We start from the raw sequence: 24626 nt of genomic DNA on the forward strand, positions 1-24626 counted from the left end.
CTTCTTAATCATTAGTCAAAATCAATGCGGTCTTTGTACTGATTAATTAGTGCAAGATTAGCCGATTGATTAGCTGATACGTTTGCACTCTGAAATACTGGCAATCTATCCATATCAAGAGACTCTATAACTTGGCTAAATAATGCATGCAAGATAGCAGAACCGATTACAGTAGAGGCCGGCCCATACTGTACACCTTGAAGGCTTAGTATCCCATCGCCAACTGGTATATGTGAATTTAATACGAGGTCAACGACTTCTTCTAAACGGTGCCCGCTTTCATGTCGTGTAAGCTGCTCCATGTACTCTAATGATTGAAGGGATATAACTGTAATCCCAGCTTTTTTCCCTAATAGGGCAACATCGATTGGTACAGGATTACAGCCTGAGGTTGATATAACAATAAGGACATCCTTTTTCTTAAATTCAAAGTTCTCAAGATGATTTTTTATAAAAGCCGGGTCCTTTTCATTTTTTGAAGATGTTAACGCACCATAATGAAGCATTAATGGTTCAATGGTAATTGGACGTATAGGAACAAGCCCTCCTGCTCGATAATAAGTATCCTGAGCCAATAGATGGGAATGGCCGCATCCAAATATTTGGAGAATTCCCCCGTTTTGAAAACACTCTACAATTATTTTTGAAGCGCTTTCAATTTGTCTTTGTTCCTGCTCGCTTACTTTACTCAAGAGGCGCTGAATCTCTGCGAAATAAGACTTCATACCCTTCACCTCTTAATTTCACTAATAAATTTATATCGATCGGCACGATATGTACTGCGTACCAATTCGAATGGAACACCATCCGTTAAAAAACTAGTTCTTTTAATAATGAGCACGGCTTGCGAAGTACTAATTTGTAAATATTTGCTGTCTTCCTTTGAAACAATCGCTGCCTCCATTTGCTGAATTGCATTGCCAATTTTCTGGTGCGATCTTGCCTCAATTAACGCATAGAGAGATCCCATTATTTTCTTTTCATCCAGTTCTGGGAAGATTTTCACAGGAATGTACGTCCTTTCAATAGCCATCGGCTTTAGATCCGCATTGCGTATGCGAATGACATGAAAAACATACTCATCCTGTTCTAGCTGCAGCTCTCTAGCTATATCAACTGGTGGAATCATCTTCTCGAAATTGATTAATTTACTGCTTGGTTCCATTCCTCTTGCTCTCATATCCTCCGTAAAACTAGTTAACCCATTTAAAGGCTGCTCTAGCTTCGGATTGGCGACATATGTGCCTCTTCCTTTTTCCCTGTATAAAAGTCCATTGTTCACAAGATTTGTTATGGATTGTCTGACAGTCATGCGGCTCACATTTAACTGTTCAGATAACTCTCGCTCTGAAGGGATATTTTCACCAATTTTATATTCTTCTAGATAAATGCGCTGCTTTAGCAACTCCTCAATTTGGAGATAGATAGGCACTCGAGATTCTTTATCTATCAAGTCTTTCATTCCTTTCATTGCACTTACTATTTCATTTTCATAAAGTGAAACTCAATCAGTAGAGGTCTTACAGCCGGTTTATCTGTGATAAACAATGCTGCCCCGGCAGATTGTCTTTTGTACATGTAACGCTTGATCCAAGATAACGATATCTGCATCAAAACCTTCCGCAATATAGCCTTTATTTCGAAGCTGCAGCTGTTTAGCAGCGTTAGCAGATGTCATAGAGACGAGCTCCTGTAATGAACAATTTGTAGTCTTTTTGAAGTTGCGAACAGCTTGATCCAACGTTAGAACACTCCCGGCTAACGATCCATTGGAGAGATGTGCCCCATCTTCTGTGACAGACACCGTTTGTCCTCCCAAATCATAGTCGCCATATGGGAGTCCTTTTGCCCGCATAGCATCCGTGATCAGGATGATCCCTGAAGCTCCTTTCAGTCGAAAAGCAAGATTTAAGGCATCTGGGTGACTATGCAAAAAGTCAGCAATTAGCTCAGTTTTTATCCGCTCTTCAAGCAAAACCGCTCCGACAACGCCTGGTTCACGGTGATGAAAAGGGCGCATTCCATTAAATAAATGCGTAGCTTGCCGAGCTCCTAATGCTGCGGTCCTCTCCACTTCCTCTCCTGTTGCATCTGAATGTCCAATCGATACAAGAACCCCCATCTTCCTACACGCTTCTACAAATTCAAATCCATTCCTGGCCTCTGGCGCAATCGTTACTTGCTTGATTCGATCCCCGCTAAGCTCTTGCCATCTATTAAACTGTTCAATGGATGGCTCAATAATATGCTCCATGGGCTGGGCACCAGCCCATCTTCTTGATATAAAAGGACCTTCAACATGAATGCCTAACAGCTCTGCCTCATCCGTATTACTCTTATAATAACTGATATTTTCTAACGCATCCTCAATTGCTTGAATCGATTGAGTCATCGTTGTTGCTAAAAAGCCTGTCGTTCCTTCCTTAACTAATGAGCGAGCCATGCCACGAAGTGCCTCTTCTGTCGCGTCCATCGTGTCAAAGCCTTCTGATCCATGAATATGCATATCAATAAACCCTGGAAATACGACCCATTCTCCCGAAGTACCATCCAGATGTTCATTTGCATCCACTTGTAAATCCTTTCCTACCTTTTCGATTTTGCCATCCTTAAGAAAAATACTGCCTACAAATTCTGCTTGATCATAATTTATGATTGTGACATTGGAAATGAGTATCTTTCTTTCCATTTAAACAGCTCCTAAAAGGCTAAATTTGAAAAAGGAATCCTTTAGCCTTTGATGTCTTAACTCTCCTCTAATAGCATTAATTGGTATAGTTGTCTATACCAATTATAGGGTACATCCATTAAAAAGAAAAGTCTAAATTTTCAATCTTTTAAATCTTTTTTTTAGAAAATGTATATTGGATAAAGCGGTTAATGGTTATAATGAGGTTGTACTATACTGATTATTTTAGAGGAGTGGTAAAGTTGGCTGTAGAAGTCTACCTAACTTTTAATGGAAATTGTCGTGAAGCTGTAGAATATTATGCTGAGGTTTTCGGAGCTGATAAACCTCAAATTATGGCCTTTGGTGATTCAAAGCCAAACCCAGAATATCCGCTTCCAGAGGAAGCCAAAAATTTAGTCATGCATGCACGCTTAACAATAAGCGGGAGCACTGTCATGTTCTCTGACACTTTTCCTGGATCGCCTTTCACCCAGGGAAATAACATCACCCTTGCCATTGTCAGCAAGGACATCGATGAAATTAAATCGGTATTTAATAAATTGAAAGAAGGCGGGACCGTCGGCATGGAGCTTCAAGAAACGTTCTGGAGCAAATGCTATGGTCAATTAACTGATAAATTTGGCATTGGGTGGCAATTAAGCCATGACAGTGGAGAAACAGGCATGTAATCTTAGAAAAGCGCAAGCGCCTTGACCATCGCCGTACAAACTGGAAGGACCGCGACTGAGATAAAGGAAACACGGTGAGCGATAGCGAACCGATGTTGACTTATCGTAGGGAGGGGGCCTGAAGTTTGATAGGCGATAGGCGCTGGAGCTAGACAACTCTCTAACTCCAAAGTTATACTTTCTTATCTTGTAAAAAAGGAAAAAGATCCTCTCATTGAGATTCTATTTCCTTTTTTCTTTTTTTATACATTTTTGTTCATACTGCTATTTACATTCTTCACCTGAAGCAATCCCTTTTTTCACTTACATTTACCTCAACTAAAATTTCCATTTTCAAATGTATTGTCACTATACAGGAAGAAAATGGATAAAAGTGGGTTCTTCATGCTTTTAGTACTTTTTCCTTATACAGTTTCTACTTCACGCTTTGGCTCTTTCCCTTTATCAAGTTCTGGATACACCCTTTTTATAACTGCAGGTCTTGCGAGCAAAAGGACCACTCCGATAAGAAGGGCAGCTGAAAGGATTAGTATCCATTGGGCTGGTAACACATCGTATAAGAACCCATATAGAACCATTCCCAATGGCATGAGAGCCATTGCCATTGTTTCAAATAATGAAAAAACACGTCCTTTATAATCGTCATCTATTTGTTTTTGCATCATTACTTGCAATGGTGTGTTAACAATAATAATGATCGTACCGAAGCCGAACATGAGCACAACATAATAAGCAAATATAGAAAGATTAGATAGTGACATCATTAGTGGAATTGAAATTCCAACCAATATTGCTCCCATCCCTAAAATCCCTCTTTTTGAGACAAGAAGTGGAAATTTCACTTCTTTCCTTACTGAAAAATAAAGTGACATAACTAGCATTCCCACTGCAAACGCACCTTGTGTAAGCCCAAAATGCTGTGAATTCATTTTTAACTTTTCAATAAGAATATAGGAATAGCCAACCTCAAATGCGCCTAAAAGGAAATTAACAAGAAGTGCAATCCAGATGACGATGATTAGTAATGGCTGCAATTTCAAATAATTGAATCCAGCTTTCATGCTTTGCCACATCGATTCTTTTTTCTCCCCTTCAACTTTTCCTTTCCTTTTTGCGAACAGTTTGAAGTTCATTGTTGATTCAAGAACGATAGCTATACTAGAGGCAATCATATAGATAATGAGGAATACCGGCATTGAAACAGCACCGAATAAAAGTCCCCCTACTGCTGGGCTGCCTATCGAGGCAAAAGAAATAGACATCTGGTTTAATGACATGGCTTTCTGGATTCTTGCTTCATCTACAAGTCCTGTAATCGATGAGGAAAAAGTGACACCGGAAAAGGTCGACGTAATGGATAAAATACAGGTAGTTGTATAAATGGCAGCAAGGGAGAGACCCGAATGTAAGCTAACGATAAGGAGTCCTCCAATTGCCATTGTTGTTGCAATCTGTGAGCAAATGACAATTGCCTTACGGGAATAATTATCTGCCACATACCCAACAAATGGTGCGGCGATTGTTCGAGGCAACAAACTGCAAATAAGGTTTGCAGCAAAGTTTGTTGCAGATCCTGTCATTTGCAGAATATAAAAGCTAATCGCAAATGAATACACATTAGCACCGAACGTTGAAATCAGTTTACTAATCGTAAATGTCCATAAATGATAGGTCGCCTTTTTCAGCTTTAATGCATCTTCCACAATAACACACCTTCCAAAATGTTTAATTTAATTAAACAAATCATATCACCTCCCCTCTTTCTTTTCAAGAAAAAGTTTAATATAATTAAACTATATTTAAAAATCAGGAGTGTTTAAAAGCCATGTTAGGTGAACGCATACGTAAATTACGAAAACAAAAGAAAATGACACTAGAAACGTTAGCAGGTGATGCACTCACAAAAGGAATGCTAAGTCTCATTGAGAATAATAAGGCAAATCCATCTATGGAAAGCCTAGCCTATATCGCACAGCGATTAGGTGTAGATGTAACAGACTTATTAGAGGAAATCAGTTCACAGGAATTACGGGAAGTTCTTGAAAAGGCAGAAAAGTTGTTTAATCAAGATTTAGAAGAAGTGAATGATCAATATAAGCAGCTCATTGCCCTCATTGAACCCTATGCAAGCAGACTTGCCAATGGATACGAATCAGCACGCTTATTAGATATTTACAGCCGCTCACTTTACTATGAAAAAAAGGATGGTTGGAAAGGATTATTAGATAAAGCTGTACAAATCTATGATCAGATGAACCTCACTTCACGCAGGGCATCACTTGGTGTTTTTCGTTCGGCGGTAGAGTTTTTTGCCCATGACTATGCAGAGTCACTAAACATACATGTAAATGAACGCCGTAAAATTGAAACAACTCACGCTTACATCGATCCAATGACAAGGTTATCGTTGGATTATCATGAAGCAGCATTACACTTTGCTGTCGGTGATACAGAATCTGCTACACGCGTAATGAATGAGGCGATAAACTTTTCAAAAGAGAATCGAATATTTTACTTAATTGATGATTTATATCGGCTTGCTGCTGGATATGCGATGATGTCAAAGAATACTGAAAAAAAGGCGTATTACACACAGAAGCTGAAGCAATATGAGAAGTTTGCTGATGATATGAACTCAAAATGGTTTTGTGAGCTGATAAACATTGATTCACTCATTTCTGACGAACATGATTATGCTAAAGCAATTGAATGGATTGATGCGATACTTGAAAATAATCAGAAACCAGAAGGGTATCAACCGTATTTCTTCCTTGAAAAAGGACGAGCCTTATATGAACTTGGTCATTTTTCTGAAGCTCTTCAGTGCCTTGAAAAGATTAACATCCCTTCATATATTCATCATCCGTTCGATTTATCCATTTTTTATATTGCAGACTCCTATACGGCCCTTTGTCATCTGGAACAAAAAGATTTAAAAGCAGCTATTCATTTTTCAGAAGTTGCCGTGAAAAATTTTGAGCTGTTGCCAGATACATCGTATAAAGATTTCTGCTATGCCACCTATCAAAAAGTAAAAATGTTAAAACAAGCAGAAGAGTAATTTCTCTTCTGCTTGTCACATAGTTATTCCAACTGCTTGTTATCCTGAGGAAGCGGGATACAAACTGTAACCACGGTCCCTTTATTTATCTCCGAGTCTACAATAATGTCCCCCTTATGCAGCTCGGCAATTTGCATAGCGATACTCATCCCTAATCCAGAGCCCTCCACACGTTCATCTGTACTCGTTCCTCGATAGTAACGATTAAATAGATGTTTTCTTGTCTCTTCATCCATACCGATTCCATTATCTTTAATCATGATCTTAAGCTTCCCGCTCCCACTGTCTTCTTCTATTGCTATTCTGATAGCAGTTCCTGGCGGGTTATGAATAATCGCATTATATATTAAGTTATCCATCATTCTTTCAAACCAGCGTTTCGCAATTTGAAGGGATAGGTTATGATTTAATGGATCAAACGATAGGTGATAGTCTGATAATGTCATATCCTCATGGAACTTAATCACTATGCTTGTAAGGAGCTGATTCACTTCAATCGACTGAAAATCAACAAGTGCAGCCTCATTCTTTAATCTGAAGCTTAATGAGAAGTCTTCAATAAGACTTAGCATATAAGCACTTTTTTCGCCAATTGTTCTCCCTATATCCTCAAGCTCTTGTTTTGACCACTCATACTGTCCGCTTTCCAATAGCGTTCCATAGCCTTGCATCGTCGTTAAAGGGGTACGAAGGTCATGAGAAATGCCAGCCATCCATTCCTCCCTTGTTTTCTCAAGCTGCTCCCTCTCCTTCGTTGATGCGGCTAATTTTTCTGCCATCGCATAAAACGCTTGAAAAACTTCCGCATATAAACGGTATTTCAGGCGAACCTTCCCATTTTTCCGGAAAATAAGCTTCTTTTCCTTTTCGGTTAATACCTCATTGTACTTACCAGTCCCCATCCGGCTGAGCCAGCTAGTAAAAATAAAAAGCGGATTCCCATAACGGAAGCCATTCCAAAAGGAGATCACAATGGTTACGACAAGAACAATAACACCAGATACTGCAAATGCAATAATAATTTCTTTTAGTGAATCAAGCTTGATTTCTTCTTTATTTTTATTTGGGGTATAAAGCACCCATAAAGCCTGCGTTGCTGGATCCTTAATTATGGTAGTTTTCGTCGAATAAATATCAGGGGCCACTTTACGTACAAATACATCTAACGGGAGTTCTTCATCAAGACCTGATGGGCTGCCAACCTCTTGAATTAAATTTTCACTCACATCATAAACCTTAATAAACCCATCTATTGAAAGAAGCTGATCCTCAACCTGTTTCAATTGTTCTTGCGAAATCATGCCTTCTTTTCCATAGTCACCTATAATTTGCTGAAGTATTTTACGCCCTTTATCCTCGTGTCCTAACACGAATAAATACGGCTCCTCATATAACGTTTCTAAATAGAAATATAGGGAATAGCCTTGGAGCTCATTTGTTTCCTGCATTTTATGTAAATCATGCTGGCTATATTGTTTAGGTATCGAATCTGGAACATTGCCTGATTCAATGACTTCCCCTTTATGATTAATAAGTTGTACCCAGATCCCTTCCTCAGCCAAATCCTTATCCCAGCCATCAGGCATCGTAATTTCCTTCAATGAACTTCCTGTATCCATCGAAATGCTTTCAATTTTCGTCTGATAATAGTTATACTTTGATTCATCCTTCGTTATCCAAACAATTGTTATGAGTAAAATGAAAAAAAATAGTATGATAATTGCCACTGCCAATGAAATAAATTGAAAGGAGAAATGGAGGAATAGCCGCCTTCTTAATCGTTTCATATTTGTTTTCCTTTAATAAGCTTATAGCCAAGACCCCTGACAGTGAGCAGAAATTTAGGATTGCTTGGATCTTCTTCAATCCGCTCTCTAATTCTTCTAATATGAACGGAAACTGTGTTGTCATCAACAAAGTGTTCAAATCCCCAAACTGCTTCCAGAAGATTTGATTTAGAGAGCACGATATTCGGATGTTTACAAAAATAGAGCAGCAGTAAATATACTTGTGTAGGACATGGAACTGGCTCTCCATTAACGATTAGTTCTCCAGCACTCTCGTCCAGAATAAATCGTCCAAAATCATATAGTTTAGTAGCCTTAGATATTGGCTGTGCCTTGGCAGATGGAGCTGGCATTCTCCTAAGATACGCTTTTATTCTGGCAGCAATCTCTAGCGGATTAAATGGTTTCGTGACATAATCATCCCCGCCCGTTGCAAAACCCGTTAGCACATCAAGGTCAGAAACCTTGGCTGTTAAAAATATAATGTAAGCATTCGTTTTCTCACGGATTTTCGGACAAAGCTCGAATCCGCTGCAATCTGGCAGCATGACATCGAGAATAATAATATCGATGTTTATCTTTTCTACTATTTCAAGCGCCTCGCTGCCTGAATGGGCCGTATAAATATGCTGAAACCCTTCCTTTTTCAACATGAGCTCCAGCATTTTAACGATTGCTTTTTCATCATCTACAATTAAGATGTTGTTTGTTTCCATGTGTATCCACCTCTCCCATATCGTAGCATAGCAACTTTACGAACAGTTGAACGAAATGGAAAAAATTTATCCAATAGTAAAGTTTTGTTCATTGTCTTGAAAGCTGAACAAAGTAGAGTAGGGGTATGCAGATATGAATAAAGGAGAAGGTAAGATGAAACAAAGATTAGGAATAATTGATGGGATTAGAGGATTTAGTTTAATAGGCATTTTAATGGCGAATATGCTTATCTTTCAATACGGCATTTGGGGAATGAATGAACTTGAGCACTTTAAGTTATTTGTCGGTGATGAGGCTGCGAATATATGGGGAAAAGTATTTGTGGAAGGCAGCTTTATGCCAATCTTTATGTTTCTATTTGGGTATTCGATGATCAAAATGAAGGAAAAGCTTGAAGAAAATGGCGGGAAGGTGAAACGGCATTTTGCACGTCGTTTTTTCCAGTTAATCGTTCTTGGGCTGCTGCACTCCACCTTTGTGTGGGAGGGCGATATCCTATTTTCATATGGATGCTTAGGTTTGCTTATGATGATTTTCTTAAATCGCAAGAAAAAAACGATTTTCATTTGGGCGGTCACTTTGCTCATTTTAACTTCGTTCATTGGGTTTGGAAATATGATGGAAACTCCAGAAGAAGCAGAAAGTATAAACTCATACGTACAAAAGGCAAATCTTATTTATGCAGATGGCAGCTATTCAGAGATTAAAGATTTTCGCAATAGCGGGGAAGATCCGCTTGGCCTCCCTCCTGGTGCCTATTTCTTTATCATTCTATTAACTCCGTTTATGCTTTGCCCATTATTTTTACTTGGGATGTATGCTGCAAAAATGCGCTGGTTCACCCAGCCGAAGGAAGAACGAAAGCTGTATGTATGTTGGGCAAGTATACTCGTTCCTATTGGCTTACTACTAAAGAGCATTCCTTATTTACTGCCGAATACCGTTTGGGCAGGTGTTGCAGAAATCTTGGGTGCACCATTATTAGCGATTGGTTATATTTTCGCCTTTGCCCTACTTTATGCAAAGGGAGTAAATCCGGTTTTTCTAAAGCTTTTTGAAAATGTTGGACGTCTTTCCATGACTAACTATTTACTTCAAAGTATCATTTGTACAACCATCTTCTATGGTTATGGGTTTGGATTATTTGGGCAAATCGGCGTTATTAATGGCATATTATTAGCTATTGCCATTTATGGAATTCAAGTCATCACCAGCCACTTCTATTTGAAGGTTTGGAAAGTTGGACCTTTTGAAAAATTGATGAGAATTGGAACGTATTTAAAATGGAGCGGGAATACGAAGAAAAAGGCTAAGCCAGTACCTGATTATCCACAAGTTAAAGAACAAATATAAATATAAAATGATTGCATGAAAAAGTCAGTTCTACAATTAAATATAGAACTGACTTTTTTTAATCTATATTAATCATTCATTCCCTCGTGATTTCCCTAGATTTTGTTCATTTTTGTGAACCATCACTTGATGAGGATATGGAATTTCGATTCCGTTTTCATCAAATGCCGCCTTGATTGCCTTACGGATATCACGTTCTACTGCCCATTGTTCCCCATTCTCTGTTTTCGCTATTACACGCAGCACAACATCAGATGCACCTAAAGCTTGAACGCCGATGACATTTGGACCTTCTACAATGACAGGATTCTCTGCAGCCATTTGATCGCAAACTGCCTGAGTCACTTCAATCGCATGATCAATATCTTCATCATAAGCAATCCCAATATCAACAAGCGCACGCATACTTCCACGGGAATGATTTCTTACAGTCAGTATATCTCGGTTCGGAATAAAATTTAGTGTTCCATCAAAGCTCCGAAGCTGGGTAGTTCGTAAGCCTACTGCCTCTACAACCCCATCAATATTGCCAATTGTTACGTAATCATTTACATCCAATTGTTTCTCTAATAATAAGAAAAATCCTGTAACAACATCACTCACAAGTCCTTGCGCTCCAAAACCAATTGCTAGTCCGACCACTCCTGCACCTGCAATTAAGCTTGCAACTGGCAATCCAAATGCATTAAACAATGAAGCAGCAAGAATAAAGATTAAACTATACGATAAAATATTTTCGGCTAGCTTATGTAGTGTTAAAGCACGGCCTTCTGAAATGTTCTTCCTTTTGCTTATGTTAAGGAAAGTCCGATCTAAAACCTTACTGCCAATTTTCTTAACGATTACAAAAGCAATTAATATTCCAATAATCTCAAGAGCTTTCACTCCTGCATCTATAAGCAAACCTTCCCAATCAAAAGTCTTAAAATTTACCAAACCATTTCATCCTTCCTTTTAAAGCTTTTTCACATTGTTTATCTTAATGTGTTTCCCCTTTTCATTCAATCATTTTCTATTTAGATGGAACAATCTATTTTTTTGTTCTGTTCATCTAAAATGTTGTGTTACAATTTTTTATTAAAGTATTAAAAGAGAACTGCTTCTTTATAACCTCTTGAGCAAATCAAAAATATACATAAAGAACAGCAATACCAAGATTATTACTATGAGTATTTCAAATATACTATTATGTTATGTCCAACTATACATTCTCTCTACAAGCCTAAAAGGCTACTCCCTCTTTAATAACAGAAGATCCAACTCAAAATAAAAAAACTGAATCTATCTGATTCAGGTTAATGGAAATAGATCCAAGGTGCAGGTTCCTAGTCATAGAAAGAATTATTATGCACTAATCATCATTCCTCTATCGCATGGATTTCTGTTTATCCCGTATTTATTTCCCCCACATATTATGGGACAAGGTCATGTCCCTTGTCCTTTCTCTATTATTTCTTTTACAACGTCCATTATTGTAACGTTATCGAGTGCCTTCTCCATTGAGAGCTGGGCAGCAGAGAATATGGGGCTTATTGTTTCTTGAATATTTTTCCCAACTGGACATGATGGATTTGGATTTGCGTGAACACCAAATAGCTCTTTTTCCTGTACAACATTAACGGCCTTATAAACATCAAGCATTGTGATTTCTGAAATATCCTTCCCAAGTTCTGCACCTGCGACACCAGGACGGACTTTTACCAAACCGGCATTTTTAAGCATCCCCATGATTTTTCTTATAACAACAGGATTTGTATTGACACTGCCTGCAATAAATTCTGATGTATTCACTCCATCTTTATTAATTTCTAAAAGAGATAGTATATGAATTCCTACAGAGAATCGACTACTAATAGACATTTTATTCGCCTTCCTTCACCTTTTTCCCATAATCTATAAAGTATATACCATGTAAATTGTATAGTTACAAGTAATTGTATACATAATTAACAACCTTAATATATCCATTTTAACATTTATTGTTGACAAACGTATTAGTTGTAACTTATATTGTTACATGTAATCGTTATTATTACAACTTATACCTAAGGAGGATGAATAAAATGAAGATTGGAATTATTGGTGCAAGCGGGAAGGCTGGAAATCAAATTTTAAAGGAAGCTCTTGAACGTAATCATGAGGTCACAGCTATTGTAAGGAATGCTGGGAAACTTCAAAATCACGTTAACCTTGTATTGGAAAAAGATATTTTTGATATAACAACAGACGATTTAAAGGAATTTGACGTTGTTGTTAATGCATACGGTGCAGCCCCAGGCCAAGAACATCTGCATGTAGACGCTGGCAGAAAATTAATTGAATGCTTAAAAAATGCTCCACAAACAAGATTAATTGTCGTTGGCGGAGCAGGCAGTCTTTTTGTTGACGAAGCAAAAACGACTCGCGTAATGGATACACCTGATTTTCCAAAAGAATATTTTGCAACAGCATCGAATCAAGGAAAAAACTTAGAAGACCTGCAAAATGCAAGCGCCATTCAATGGACTTTCATTAGCCCAGCTGCGTTCTTTAACCCTGAAGGTAAAAGAACTGGGTCCTATCAAAAAGGGAAGGATCATTTAATTTTAAATCATGCAGGCCAAAGCTATGTAAGCTATGCTGATTACGCTATTGCTGTATTGGATGAAATTGAAAATCCTCAACATATGAATGAGCGGTTTACCCTTGTTTCTGAAGCTGAATAACTATTGGTTAACATCATTAGGCAGCTAAGCCTACCTCTTCTAAATTAGATGCTTGACCAAAAAACCCACTTGCCATAGGAAAGACCTGTAGCAAGTGGGCTATACTATTTTACTAATATGAAAGAGTATTCCTTTACACCTTCAATAGCATTTATCACATTTTCATATCCTAAACCTTCCAATTGCATTGCAACCTCTGAACTCTTTGTACCTGTATTGCAATATAAAGCAATTGTCTTCTCTTTTGGTAATTTATCAAGATTTTCCTTCACAGCATCGAATGGCACATTTATTGCCCCTTCAATCATACCCTCTTCTTTAACTTGCTTTTCTGGTCTAACGTCTACAAGAATAAGATCTTTATTTTCATCAATCATTTCTTGGAATGCTGCCCCTCTAACCTCCTTGTAATGCACTAAATCATACTCGTATTCTTTAACACCTTGCGCATTTGTTACATCCGTAAACCCGTTGTTTGCTAGTATTTCTGCTGCCTTTCCACTTCTATTTCCTGTGTTGCAATAGAGAATGATTGGTTTATCTTTATAGTCCTCTAGACCGCTTGAATTACGTAAATACGTATTATAAATTGAAGCAATATCATCTAATGGCCCTTCCACCCAATCATCCTTATTTGCCGATAAGGATTTAGGCGGCATATCAACAAGAATTAAGGATTTTACATATTCCAATCCACTTTTATTCAATTTCATAGAATACTCCTAAATATATAATGCTATAAACTATATGAAAACTATATCCCATTACCCTTCTGTTTTAAAAGTAAGAATAATTAGACAAAATGTTTTTTTTATAGTTAGATATAAATAATTTAACAAAAAGGGAGGCTATGGAAATGTATACAAATATTTTACGACACCCAGGACCTACACCAATACCTAAAAAAGTACAATTAGCAATGGCACAAGATATTTACAGCCACCGCAGTGGTGATTTCGTAGAACTATATCGTGAGATAAACAAACGAGTGAAGCCATTGTTTGGGACGAAGCAAGATATTTTACTTTTACCATCTGGTGGAACTGCAGCACTAGAGGCAGCAGCAGTCAATATTGTTTCACCAGGAGAAGATGTGGTCGTTATTACTATCGGGGCATTTGGTGACTATTTTGTAGGAATATGTGAAAAATATAATTTCAATGTACATAAGCTAGCGATTGAATGGGGAGAGGCTTGTACAGAAGAGATGCTTACAGAATTCCTCAAGCCTTTAAATAATATAAAGGCTGTCTTCGTTACATACAACGAAACATCTACTGGTGTTCTCAATCCGATAGACAAAATAGCAAAGGTTGTTCACGCGCATACTGATGCATTATTTATTGTAGACGGAGTCAGTTGTATCGGCGGTACACTAGCAGAAATGGATGAGTGGGGTATTGATATTTTAGTAACTGGCTCACAAAAAGCAATGATGCTCCCACCTGGTCTTTCCCTTGTTAGTGTCAGTGAAAAAGCATGGACAGCGATTGAGGAAAATAAGACTCCTTCATATTATCTAAACCTATTAAGCTACCGCAATTGGGCAGAGAAAGGAATGACACCTAATACACCAGCTATTACGCTAATATACGGACTAGCTGCTGTTTGTGACTTAATTGAGGAAGAGGGGTTTGACCAAACGGTTGCTCGGCATGCTCTAATGAGGGATATGGTCCGAGCAGCAATGAGATCTTTAAACTTAGGACTTCTTACTAGCGACGAATTCGCTTCACCAACCATTACAACAATTCTAACTCCAGAAGGATTGGATCTTAGTGATTTTCTAGGACACTTGAAAAAAGAATACCATCTAGATTTTGCTGGGGGACTAGGTCATTTACAGGAAAAAGTCTTTAGATTTGGCCATATGGGCTATTGCTTCCCGAGTAATGTTCTTGAAGCTATTTCTTTAATGGAGGCTGGATTGCAGGATTTTAACTATTCGTTTGAACCTGGCGCAGGCATTATGGCAGCCCAGAATGTATTTTTAAGTAAGAAAAATACATTGAAAACTAGATAAAGAAGTAGAACCATTAACACTATCTCTCCCACTGCCGTACGTCCGATTTCTTATACTCTTTTTAAAAAATAGTATATCTAGGCTTATAAATTTGGGATTAAACATCTTTAAAAGTAAAAAGCAGTGAATACCAAAATGCACTGCTTTTTGCTTTCGTCTTTTAATTTTAAAATGTTCTATTAAAATGGATTTGTTCCAATAAGTGTTGCAGCCTTCACATAAATTCGCGGATGTAATTTTAATTGTGACACAACAAATTCAGCTATGTCTTCAGGCTGCATATACTTCTCTTCGTTCCCATTGATTAAATTGCTTTGAACTGCAAGCTCTGTTGCTACCGTGCTTGGAGCCAATGCAGTTACACGGATGTTATTTCTGCGGACTTCTTGTGCCAACGATTCAGTTAAACCAATCAGCCCAAATTTTGATGCACTATATGCACTTGATGTAGCTGCCCCATTTAACCCATTAGTAGAAGAAATATTAATAATGTCCCCACCATTTTTTTCAATTAATTGAGGAAGAACCGCACGTGTTACATAATATGGACCCATTAAATTAACATCAATCGTTCTCTTCCATTCTTCTGGATCCATATCTAATAGAGACGCAAATTTCCCAGTTCCCGCATTATTTACGAGAATATCAGCTGTACCAAGCTCGCTTGTCAATTGTTTAACTGCTTCTTCAACCTGATCCATTGATGAAACATCGACAGCTGCGTATGCCGCATTAACACCTAATTCTTGAACTTCAGCTGCTGCCTCTTTCAAAGCATCTTCCGTTCTTGCAAGCAACCCAACATTAACTCCTTCTTTAGCTAACGCAGTCGCTATTGCTCGGCCGATCCCTCTGCCAGATCCTGTTACAATCGCTACTTTTCCTTTTAATGACTGTGACAATATAAACGTCCCCTTTCCATATATATCTTGCTCTTCTATTTCAACATTCATTATAGAAGAAGATTTATATATTTTATTCCTTCCTATTTATGTAATCAAGTAAGTTGCTTCTAGGATAAGGTTCCTGTATCCTTATCCCTCGACAAAAAGCCTATTCCCGCATGGAGAATAGGCCGCTATTTCATTCTTTTCCCGTCAAAATGTTATTGCACCGTATATCCACCGTCAACTAGTAAGCTAGCACCAGTTACGAATGAGGCATCATCACTAGCTAAGAACAATACGGCTTTGGCAATTTCTTCTGGTCTGCCTAGTCTGCCAATTGGATGCAGGGAAGCAAGATATTCTTTCACTTTAGGATCCACCTCGCTGATTAACGGTGTATCAATATAGCCTGGACAAACAGCATTCACTCGAATCCCATGCTTTGAATAAGCTGCACTCAAATTCTGCGTTAAAAGCTTTACCCCGCCCTTTGCAGCTGAATAGGCAGTTACATTTGGTAAGCTCACATGACTATGGATAGATCCAGCGTTAACAATCGCACCGCCTGTCCCTTGTTTAAGCATTTGTTCAATCGCGTATTTATCAGAAAGAAATACACCTGACAGATTAATGTCAATTGTTCTCTTCCACTGCTCATAAGATAGCTCATGAGCAATTGCATCATTGGCAATCCCTGCATTCGCATACATAATATCAAGCTTTCCGTATTTGTCTACAGCTGCAGAAATCATATGTTTTACTTCGTCTTCCTTAGTTACATCTGTTTTTACAAAAAATGTATCATACCCATTTGCATTTAGTTCTTCTGAAATCGCTTGTCCACGGTCAGAAAAATCGGCAATGACTACTTTTGCCCCTTCTTCAGCAAATAAACGAACCGTTGCCTCTCCGATTCCACTTGCTCCGCCTGTAATAATAGCTACCTTGTTATCCAATCTCATATTAATCACCTATTCCTTCATATCATATTTGTTCCATCCATGCTTGCTAAATACATATTTAGTTAAGCTTTTTTTGTTTACAACGTGCAAATACTGTTTATTGTTTTGAAAAGATTAACTATTTGTTATAATTCAATTTTACTACTCCTTGTATGAATTACTATCCTACATCATGCTGTATAATACGTAGAGGATGATCCTTCATTCATAGGGTTAAATTGTTTTAAGGAGAATGAATTCGTATGAAGCCTCAATCCAATGCATATGAAGAAATAGATTTTGAACAATTCATTATCTTTATTAAAAGTCATAGCAAGCAAATTAGAGAAAATATTACGATATATATAAATCTTGATCCTGCTATAACTGAAGAAGAGCGGATAAAAGTTGGTACACTATTAGACTCATTTATACATTTTTTGTCTCATCCAGATATTGAAGAGATCAGCAATCATTACAAGGAGCATTTAGATACTTGGCTGCAATCACAAATAACTATATTGGATACACGGATATTCCATTTTTTTCACTTATTTTTTGAAAAATCGATCCTTACATTAATGGCGAATTTAAAACAACATAGCCGCAACATTCCCATTTTATTGTTTTTATTATCCATTTTTTCTCACCTTCTCTATAGCTATAACAAATGGATGGATTCTGAAACAGAGAGTCCTGTTTCTAGAAATGCAGAGGAAAACGAGGAACTTAGAAGACTATATTTGCTAGATCAATTAAACCAGATCTTAATCAGTACTTCAGGTGTTAATAACCTTGCACATATTCTAAAAAAATGCGAGGATATCCTCCACTATAGAAGATGTGTATTTTACGCATATATTCCTTGGTCCAATCAGTTTTATGGGGTCATTGGATCTGAACTAACAAAGGTTCAGAGTATGAGAGGGCAGCTTAATAAACAGAATACCTTTTTTAATACTAGGGGACCTATATTTCTAAAAAATCCTCATAATTTTGTAAGTGAGGAACATATCAAACTGTTCAATCTCTCTTCCGTTATTTTTGTTCCCGTATTTAATCAGCAGCAATTATTAGGCTGGCTAACATTTGATCAGTTAGGGGAAGAATTTGATTGTTCGAAAGAAGAGTTAGTCTTACTCGAACAAGCCGGAAAACGGATTGGACTATACCTTGCAAGAAATAACGATGAGGTAAGCAGAGTAGCAGAGATTCGATTGACTGAACGAGAAACAATGATCCTAGACCTGCTTACCGAAGGATATGACAACAAAAAAATGGGAGAATTACTGCATTTGAGTGAACATACCGTCAGAGACTATATTAGCAGCCTTATGACAAAACTAAATGCCAAAAACCGCACTCAAGTCGTCGCCTCCGCATTCCGTCTCGGCCTGATCGAATAAATCATTCTGCACACTCCTCCTGAGGATGAAAAAGCAACAAAAAGAGCCAGACTCTGTTTAAGTCTGGCTCTTCCGTATGTTATCCTTTCAATTTGACATTCATATTAAACGTTCATAAAATCAGATTAACTAAAATAGCTATTTTAGCTAATTCGTGGAGGGTGTCGATATGATTATTAACTCAACAGAATACAAAATAATTTTGGTAAGTACTTAATGCATGCGGCACAAGAGGTTATTATTATTACACGAAACGGAACGGAACGGAAATCGCGAAGCTGACCTCAGTTAAAGATGCATCGGCAACGAATATTCCTACTATAAAAGAGCAAGTGCGTGAAAAAGCCACAGAATATAGCACTGATGGGAAAAAGGCAACTTTAGAGGAGTTTCTTCATCGTGCCTCTAATTGATTTTTCTCAATAGCAATCGTTTATAAAAGCTCATTAGATACACTCATATTTCCGATGATTCATTCTGTTCGTTTGCCTCACTAATTACCTTCTCTGCTATTGGAAGGATATAAGCTACATTGTTATCAGTAATCTTTACATTCACACTTGCTGCATTTGGTTCTACTACTATATCTGCTTCCGATACATTGTTGATTTCTATTTTCTCTTCCTTATAATTTATATCCAATTGCTCAAGAGTAGGGAGTTTTGTCATGTCTATTTCATTTGAAATCACTATAATTAATTCATCTGAATTAGAAATTTCCCCATCATTATTAACATCCTTGTATGTCATCCCAGTTGCCTGAAGTGTCATGGTTTTAGCTGCTCGTTCTGCTTCTGCACGCTCGGCTTTTACTCTTTCTTCTGCTGCTCTTTTCTTCTCTGCTTCTTCCTTTTTCTTTTGAATAGCAAGAGCCTCCGCTGCCTTTTCATCCATTATCTGCTTATAGACAAGTCCGCCTGTTCCTCCAAGAATGACCAAGCTGATCAAAATGATCAAACTGGATATCACCGTTTTTTTGTTTTTATAAATATATTTACCTAAAGCGCTAAGCTGCTGAAATTTAACCTCCTCCATTGCCTTTTTGATTATTGGATGAATAGCTTCCCATCTTTTTTCGACTCTTTTATCACCAAAAATCACCTTTGCATGCGTGTTCAAATAACGCTGGACAGAATTTTTGAAAGCAGGATCACTTACCTGGAAACCTCCCCACATTCTGATAAAACGCTGTAAAAAGACTCTCATTTCTTCCATGCCGCCATTTGAATCTACAAATGAAAACATTTCATCATAGTGATAGATAGTATCTTTTCTGTGGCCTTTGTTATAAAAACATAAAGCAATCCTTTCCGTTTGCTCTTCTAAATGGCTCGTTGGTATTAACTTTATAACGATTGCTTGAAGTTTGTCGAAATGGGAGTACTGAAAATAACGTTCTGGATTAGAGAGATACCTTTTCTCCATAATGTCATGAACTATATTAATAAGTTCGATCTTTTGCTTAATCTCAGCATTCATAAATTCCCTTGGGATATTATTGACTATGACAGCAGCTTGGTCAAATTCCTCTGGACTTAGTAATTCCATCTTTAAGCTGCCCATCACTTCTAAAGACAGATCAGTTATCATATTCTTTTTAAACCACTGAATTCTATCTGCTAGACTTCTGGTTCCACTTAAATGTTTCTGCACCTCTTGAAAGGCTCTTAATTGATTGCTTTCCTTTTGAAAAACTAAGACAAGCCTTTCTTTAGACAGACCATTAATTACTTGGTTATCAAATACCTCTGGATGCTGATCCAGCCAAAATTTAATTTCTCCTGTTACCTCTTTTAATGTTGCCATGCGATTCAATCGCATTTTCACATAAGCTTCTAGTATAACTGGCACTAATTTTTGGTTTTTCAAGATGGCAGCATTCACATTTTTAAATAGCAGAGGGTATCCCTTTATATGTTTATAAACTTGATTTAAATAATTTGAATCATTTGCTCCATAGTATAATGCCAAAATTAAATACTGATTGATTTTACCAAGATCTTTTTGAGCAAATAAGGAGGCTAGCTGTAAAATCTCGACGATTGTTTCGTCTTCAGGCAATGCATTCCTAGAGATTTTTGCAGCATCATCATTTACTAGATTCACTAAAACATGATATAACTCTGTTTTTTGCGTGATATTATCACTCGTTAAAAATGAACGAAAACTTTTATATAGGGATGACTGCTTATTGTTTAAATGGTTATAGGTTCCTTCTTTAATAGAATAAAAGGCGACTAAATCATTATAAGACTGGAGTGAAGGGCTTTTATGATCACATAATGATGTTTTCGCAAACGTATAAAAATCTGCTAGCTTTGAAGGAGTTTGCTGTAAATTTCTATATACAAACTCAATGAAAGGATGACGATTTATATTTTCGTTCGCATTGATAAAATGATTAAAAGCAAAGTCAAAAACGTAGTCCTTGCTTATTAAACTGTCATTTGGACGAATGCTTCCCTTTTCAACAAACATGAGGTTAATATTCTTTTTACTTTGGGGTTCGGCAGCATAGGAAATAAACCCAAAATATTTCCTTAGTTCATGTGGAATACATTGGAATAAATAATAAGTTAAATCAAAAGCAGATTCAGTTGCCGAAATGATATCTCTAGGTAAGGACACATACACTTTTTTCTTCGTTGTTAATGAAGAAAGCAGCGCAAATACCAACTGCATAAATTGATCAGACGAAATATGACTATCGTTCAAAACAGCCTTCAATGGTTTGAAATCCCCATTTACAAAAGGCAAATGATCTAACTCTTCCAACTGGCTCCCGTTTGTAAGTTCATAGCCTGTACGGAAAGGAAGACTCCCAAAAACTGTATCGGCGGAATAAAGATACTCCTTTGCTCTTTCTTTAGGGACAATCATATTATGGGAAAAGAAGGTTTCCCTCTCTCCTGTATAGTCCGATTCTTTATATACACTTTGTCCAAAAATCAATTCCCCTGTTTCAGTAACCATAATAAGCTTTGATTTTGGATACTTTCCTTCATCTCTTTCCCCGCTATTTAAAAGTTCTTTAGGAGGATAATAAGAACTGAGAGGGTGAATCACCTTTTTAATAAAATTGTTTTCGAGCCCTTTCGATTTAGCAATCGTATCGTATCCAGGAGTGGTCGTAAAGATTCCTTCCCTCTCCCTTGTGTACATATGCTGCTGAATTTGTACCATCACCTAGTATTCCTTTCCTTCAATATAGCCTAGCTGGTTCAATAGCCATATGACTGGTTCATCGACACGAATCGGATTTACTACTCCAGATATTTCCTTATTTACTGGATTCGTACCTAGTGCTGATACAGCAAAAAAGGCTGTGTTTGTGAAGTAAACATCTAAAGCATCTTTAAATGGGCGATCAATCTTCTCGATAAGCCTTCTAACTTCTCCATTAATATTCTCAAACTCTATTAAATTTAACGCGCCTGTATGTACATAGTTATTAAACAAATTACTGTTCGGCTGAATATAGGCACCATCTTCTTCAGCAAGTGTGGTTAATAAATCACTCTTTGTAATAATAACAGCTGTCGGAATAGCCGTTTTTCCTTTATCCTGATGACCAATAAAATTCTCAAACAAATTTAGAATCACATCTCGTGGCTCAGCATATCGCTCAGATAAATCTCCACGATTGTCTAAATGAATGAGCATTCGTTCCCGGATCGACTTAATCTGCAATGGATCAACAAGGAATAAAATCCCTGCTGAATTTTTAATATGGGAGGCAAAGATAGATAGAAAATCCTGATCAACCATTCCTTCACCTGGAACATCAAAAAAGACTAAAGTGAGCGGTGCCTGCTTTTCATTTTTAAAGATTAATTGAAAAATATAGGGCTCCTGCAGCTCTAATCTCGTAGATTGCAGCATTCTGCCATTTTCAAAAATTGGATCTTCATATTTTTCTTTGAATTTACGGCTGACATCTGCATTTAATGGCATACAGGCTGCATTAAAATTATAAGCAGTCGTATTTTGAAGGGTATGAATTAAGGAAGTCATGTATACTGATTTACCTACCGAGGATGCTCCTACAATCGAAATAATATTGCTTGGCACCTTACCAGCATTAATAGGCAGTTCATTATGGCAGCTAGGGCAAAGGCGCTTTCTCGTAACTATCCCATGTGAATCTGTAATGGCAACGAGTACACCGTCGGCATACATTTTATCATCATCATGAATGTATTTTGGATGGAGCACCGCTTCCATCTCTGGTACAGAGTCCATCCCAAATTTTGCCCGATATTTATTCAGCTCTTCATCTTCCTGAAGTGCATAATTTTCATCATCTTCCAGATGATGCGCAGCCCGGAATACTACATCTTCTGGCTGATATTTTTCGAAGCAATAAGGACAGACGATATCATAAAATGGCGGCTTTACTTTGACTTCTTCTTTCTTAAACAAGTTCTTAAACATGCTGATCATCATACATCCTCCTATTCTGGAATGAGTTCATATAAATCACCATACTGTTTTCCATCAGTAAAAAAGAGACGAATATAGTCATCCTTATTTACTTGAATTTCCGGCAGAGAGGTTTGACCTGGCTGAAAGTCATTTACAAAATGATAAATGGACCCATCGATTGTACTTGTAGGATGACTATCCTTTTTTTTGACGTAGCATAAGGTTTCTTTTGGTATGAATATTTCAGATTTAATGGTGATTTTCACCGTCTTTTTGGGGCTGAACCATCCCTTTTTATACTTTATCGAATAATAAATCTTCGCTTTCTGTGCTTTAATGGTTATTTCATTGTGCTGATTATCCTGATTAAGAATAACTATATTCCCATCTTCATGAATGGCCGGGTAGATTTTATAAACAATTTTCCCTATAGAGTCAACAGTATCCTTGTAACCAGCATTTGATTTATATTCTTCTCTTGTATAGAGCTTCATAGGAATAGAGCTTTCCTCACCAAAGGAAAGCCCCTCCTCTTCTGCTGATTTACAAATATAAACAAATTCTATATTCTTTGGCCATTGCCAAGAAAGGATGACGGCATGATCTTGCATTCTTATCTTTGGATCTTTAATCCACTGATTGGACTCTGCATAACTCCAATTCATGTTTAAAACTCCTTAATAAAAAGTTTTGCTTGTATTTTTCTTATCAGATTCAGCAAATGTTTTTCGGTTATACAAACTAACATTCGTCCTGTTCGTTCCATTTTCAGCATTGTACATTCTATACGGGACGACAGCTGAGAACAAACTTACTATAACTGCAAGGATGATATCACTCCAAAGCCTAATATAAAATCCCTTTAAGAAAAGACTTCCGAATCCCCATTCTAAAATCAAACCCGCAATTATTCCTGCTGTTAAACCGCCAATAGCAAAGCTTTGTGCTAAGAAACGGTTATCAAACATCATCCCGAGCGCTAAACCTAATCCCCCTCCAATTAAAGAAATAAATAGGATTCTAAGGAATTTATATAGAAGCATGTATTGGGCAGAACCTTGACGTTCACCAATTAAGAGCCTATCTTGTGTATCCTTTTGGATATCCTGAAAAGCGCTGGAAAGCTTACTCGCATCATCGACGCTATAATAAGCCCCCCCTGTTCGTTCCGAAATATCACTTAATAGATCTGCACCTTCATTTTGTTTCTGGCTTAAGCCAACTGTGTTAATGACAATCTGTTTATCTTGGTATGGTTTTACAGAACGAGAGACATTCATTTCACTAAACCCATCTGATAAAAGAACAGCCATTGTCAGTCTGTCATCATTTACACGGTTAAGATATTCCATTGCATCAGAAAGAGCGAGTCCGATATCTGTTCCGCCTTGAAAACGGATTGAGCTTTCAAATTCATCTCCAGCCTGTTTTTTCTCATTATTATTTTTCAAAAAAGTAAATGATTGAAGCATCTTTGTTTGATCATTAAAGACTAAAAGTGCACTTCTCTGATTCCCATCTACTTTCATTAAAAACTCTTTAACAGCAGCAATTGTTTTATTTTCCGGATCCGTTTCTAGCATACTTTCAGAAATATCCACGATTAGAATAATATCTTCAGGAGACTTCGTATCCAATGCATCTAATTCATAGATAAATTGAAACAGGCAGCCTGCAATAAATGGGAGAATCACCATAACTGGGACAAGCAATTTCAATGAAAAAGACGCATAGGATGAAGCCCAGCGTAAACCATTTAATCTAGGATTCAATTTTTCTGCAATGAATGCCAGTAAGCCAATCCATAGTCCTAACTGACCGAAATATAGCCCTACTAAAATGCTATTAGGAAGCTCCCCTTTATATTCGGAAAGTAAAGCCTCTCCAGTAAATGCACCAATTACTCCTCCAATAGCCGTTAAAATAAAGAGAAGAAAATTAAAATTCCTTACCTTCATCAA

At 37.3% G+C, this 24626-nt stretch carries 21 protein-coding genes; 6 read left to right on the plus strand and 15 right to left on the minus strand.

Translation table 11 applies throughout. The features are described from left to right. Positions 1-11: 11 nt before the first annotated feature. The 3 genes from FI644_RS04520 to nagA form a co-directional block, all read right to left on the minus strand. Positions 12-725: a sugar isomerase domain-containing protein gene (locus FI644_RS04520; protein ID WP_053478921.1), complete on the minus strand. Its 714-nt coding sequence runs from the start codon at positions 723-725 to the stop codon at positions 12-14. A 5-nt stretch (positions 726-730) separates the two neighbouring features. After that, positions 731-1462 (minus strand): GntR family transcriptional regulator, encoded by a 732-nt coding sequence (locus tag FI644_RS04525; protein ID WP_379998305.1) that lies wholly within the window; start codon positions 1460-1462, stop codon positions 731-733. A gap of 69 nt (positions 1463-1531) precedes the next feature. Further along, positions 1532-2689 carry an N-acetylglucosamine-6-phosphate deacetylase gene (gene nagA / locus FI644_RS04530; protein ID WP_142108085.1) on the minus strand — a complete coding sequence of 386 codons (1158 nt, stop codon included), beginning with the start codon at positions 2687-2689 and terminating at the stop codon, positions 1532-1534. Positions 2690-2931: 242 nt separating this feature from the next. Here nagA and FI644_RS04535 point away from each other — a divergent pair, with 242 nt between their 5' ends. Next, complete coding sequence (locus FI644_RS04535; protein WP_053478924.1) at positions 2932-3360, plus strand: VOC family protein; 429 nt, start codon at positions 2932-2934, stop codon at positions 3358-3360. Between the two features lie 404 nt (positions 3361-3764). Here the strand turns inward: FI644_RS04535 and FI644_RS04540 are convergent, their stop codons facing one another. Then, entirely contained in the window at positions 3765-5063 is a 1299-nt protein-coding gene (locus tag FI644_RS04540) for an MFS transporter (protein ID WP_053478925.1), read from the minus strand. A 122-nt stretch (positions 5064-5185) separates the two neighbouring features. Between FI644_RS04540 and FI644_RS04545 the strand changes: the two genes are divergently transcribed. Beyond that, positions 5186-6421, plus strand: a complete 1236-nt coding sequence (locus tag FI644_RS04545; protein ID WP_053478926.1) for a helix-turn-helix domain-containing protein — start codon at positions 5186-5188, stop codon at positions 6419-6421. A gap of 23 nt (positions 6422-6444) precedes the next feature. On the opposite strand, the gene FI644_RS04550 is transcribed toward FI644_RS04545, so the two are convergent. Both FI644_RS04550 and FI644_RS04555 read right to left on the minus strand, forming a co-directional pair. Then, positions 6445-8208, minus strand: coding sequence for a sensor histidine kinase (locus FI644_RS04550; RefSeq protein WP_056682752.1), 1764 nt, complete (start codon positions 8206-8208; stop codon positions 6445-6447). Further along, positions 8205-8924, minus strand: a complete 720-nt coding sequence (locus FI644_RS04555; RefSeq protein WP_053478928.1) for a response regulator transcription factor — start codon at positions 8922-8924, stop codon at positions 8205-8207. Before FI644_RS04555 ends, FI644_RS04550 begins: the two co-directional genes overlap by 4 nt. A 154-nt stretch (positions 8925-9078) precedes the next feature. Between FI644_RS04555 and FI644_RS04560 the strand changes: the two genes are divergently transcribed. Continuing rightward, a complete protein-coding gene (locus tag FI644_RS04560) occupies positions 9079-10278 on the plus strand; it encodes a DUF418 domain-containing protein (RefSeq protein WP_246067023.1) in 1200 nt (399 codons plus the stop codon). A 72-nt stretch (positions 10279-10350) separates the two neighbouring features. Here the strand turns inward: FI644_RS04560 and FI644_RS04565 are convergent, their stop codons facing one another. Both FI644_RS04565 and FI644_RS04570 read right to left on the minus strand, forming a co-directional pair. Further along, positions 10351-11214, minus strand: a complete 864-nt coding sequence (locus tag FI644_RS04565; protein ID WP_053478930.1) for a mechanosensitive ion channel family protein — start codon at positions 11212-11214, stop codon at positions 10351-10353. Between the two features lie 489 nt (positions 11215-11703). Further along, complete coding sequence (locus FI644_RS04570; RefSeq protein ID WP_053478931.1) at positions 11704-12138, minus strand: Rrf2 family transcriptional regulator; 435 nt, start codon at positions 12136-12138, stop codon at positions 11704-11706. A gap of 203 nt (positions 12139-12341) precedes the next feature. On the opposite strand from FI644_RS04570, the gene FI644_RS04575 reads away from it, so the two are divergent. Beyond that, positions 12342-12983, plus strand: coding sequence for an NAD(P)-dependent oxidoreductase (locus FI644_RS04575; protein ID WP_053478932.1), 642 nt, complete (start codon positions 12342-12344; stop codon positions 12981-12983). A gap of 104 nt (positions 12984-13087) precedes the next feature. Here FI644_RS04575 and FI644_RS04580 read toward each other — a convergent pair whose 3' ends face one another. Next, positions 13088-13696 (minus strand): rhodanese-like domain-containing protein, encoded by a 609-nt coding sequence (locus FI644_RS04580; RefSeq protein WP_056682749.1) that lies wholly within the window; start codon positions 13694-13696, stop codon positions 13088-13090. A gap of 143 nt (positions 13697-13839) precedes the next feature. On the opposite strand from FI644_RS04580, the gene FI644_RS04585 reads away from it, so the two are divergent. Next, entirely contained in the window at positions 13840-15006 is a 1167-nt protein-coding gene (locus FI644_RS04585) for a pyridoxal-phosphate-dependent aminotransferase family protein (protein ID WP_053478934.1), read from the plus strand. A gap of 179 nt (positions 15007-15185) precedes the next feature. On the opposite strand, the gene FI644_RS04590 is transcribed toward FI644_RS04585, so the two are convergent. Continuing rightward, positions 15186-15908 carry a 3-ketoacyl-ACP reductase gene (locus FI644_RS04590; RefSeq protein ID WP_053479307.1) on the minus strand — a complete coding sequence of 241 codons (723 nt, stop codon included), beginning with the start codon at positions 15906-15908 and terminating at the stop codon, positions 15186-15188. Positions 15909-16111: 203 nt separating this feature from the next. Then, positions 16112-16855, minus strand: coding sequence for an SDR family NAD(P)-dependent oxidoreductase (locus FI644_RS04595; RefSeq protein ID WP_053478935.1), 744 nt, complete (start codon positions 16853-16855; stop codon positions 16112-16114). A gap of 242 nt (positions 16856-17097) precedes the next feature. Between FI644_RS04595 and FI644_RS04600 the strand changes: the two genes are divergently transcribed. Beyond that, on the plus strand, positions 17098-18240 hold the full coding sequence (locus tag FI644_RS04600; protein ID WP_056682746.1) for a LuxR C-terminal-related transcriptional regulator: 1143 nt from the start codon (positions 17098-17100) through the stop codon (positions 18238-18240). A 456-nt stretch (positions 18241-18696) separates the two neighbouring features. Here the strand turns inward: FI644_RS04600 and FI644_RS04605 are convergent, their stop codons facing one another. From FI644_RS04605 to FI644_RS04620, 4 genes are read right to left on the minus strand one after another with little or no spacing between them, the layout of a single operon-like run. Then, the gene (locus FI644_RS04605; RefSeq protein ID WP_142108087.1) at positions 18697-21423 is read right to left on the minus strand and encodes a GAP1-N2 domain-containing protein; all 2727 of its coding nucleotides are present in this window, start codon (positions 21421-21423) and stop codon (positions 18697-18699) included. A gap of 3 nt (positions 21424-21426) precedes the next feature. Continuing rightward, entirely contained in the window at positions 21427-22683 is a 1257-nt protein-coding gene (locus FI644_RS04610) for a TRAFAC clade GTPase domain-containing protein (RefSeq protein ID WP_053478938.1), read from the minus strand. 11 nt (positions 22684-22694) lie between these two features. Further along, entirely contained in the window at positions 22695-23330 is a 636-nt protein-coding gene (locus tag FI644_RS04615) for a hypothetical protein (RefSeq protein WP_053478939.1), read from the minus strand. Positions 23331-23342: 12 nt separating this feature from the next. Continuing rightward, the gene (locus tag FI644_RS04620; RefSeq protein ID WP_053478940.1) at positions 23343-24623 is read right to left on the minus strand and encodes a vWA domain-containing protein; all 1281 of its coding nucleotides are present in this window, start codon (positions 24621-24623) and stop codon (positions 23343-23345) included. Positions 24624-24626: the final 3 nt, after the last annotated feature.

The organism is Cytobacillus solani, from assembly GCF_006704205.1.
Lineage (GTDB): Bacteria > Bacillota > Bacilli > Bacillales > Cytobacillaceae > Cytobacillus > Cytobacillus solani.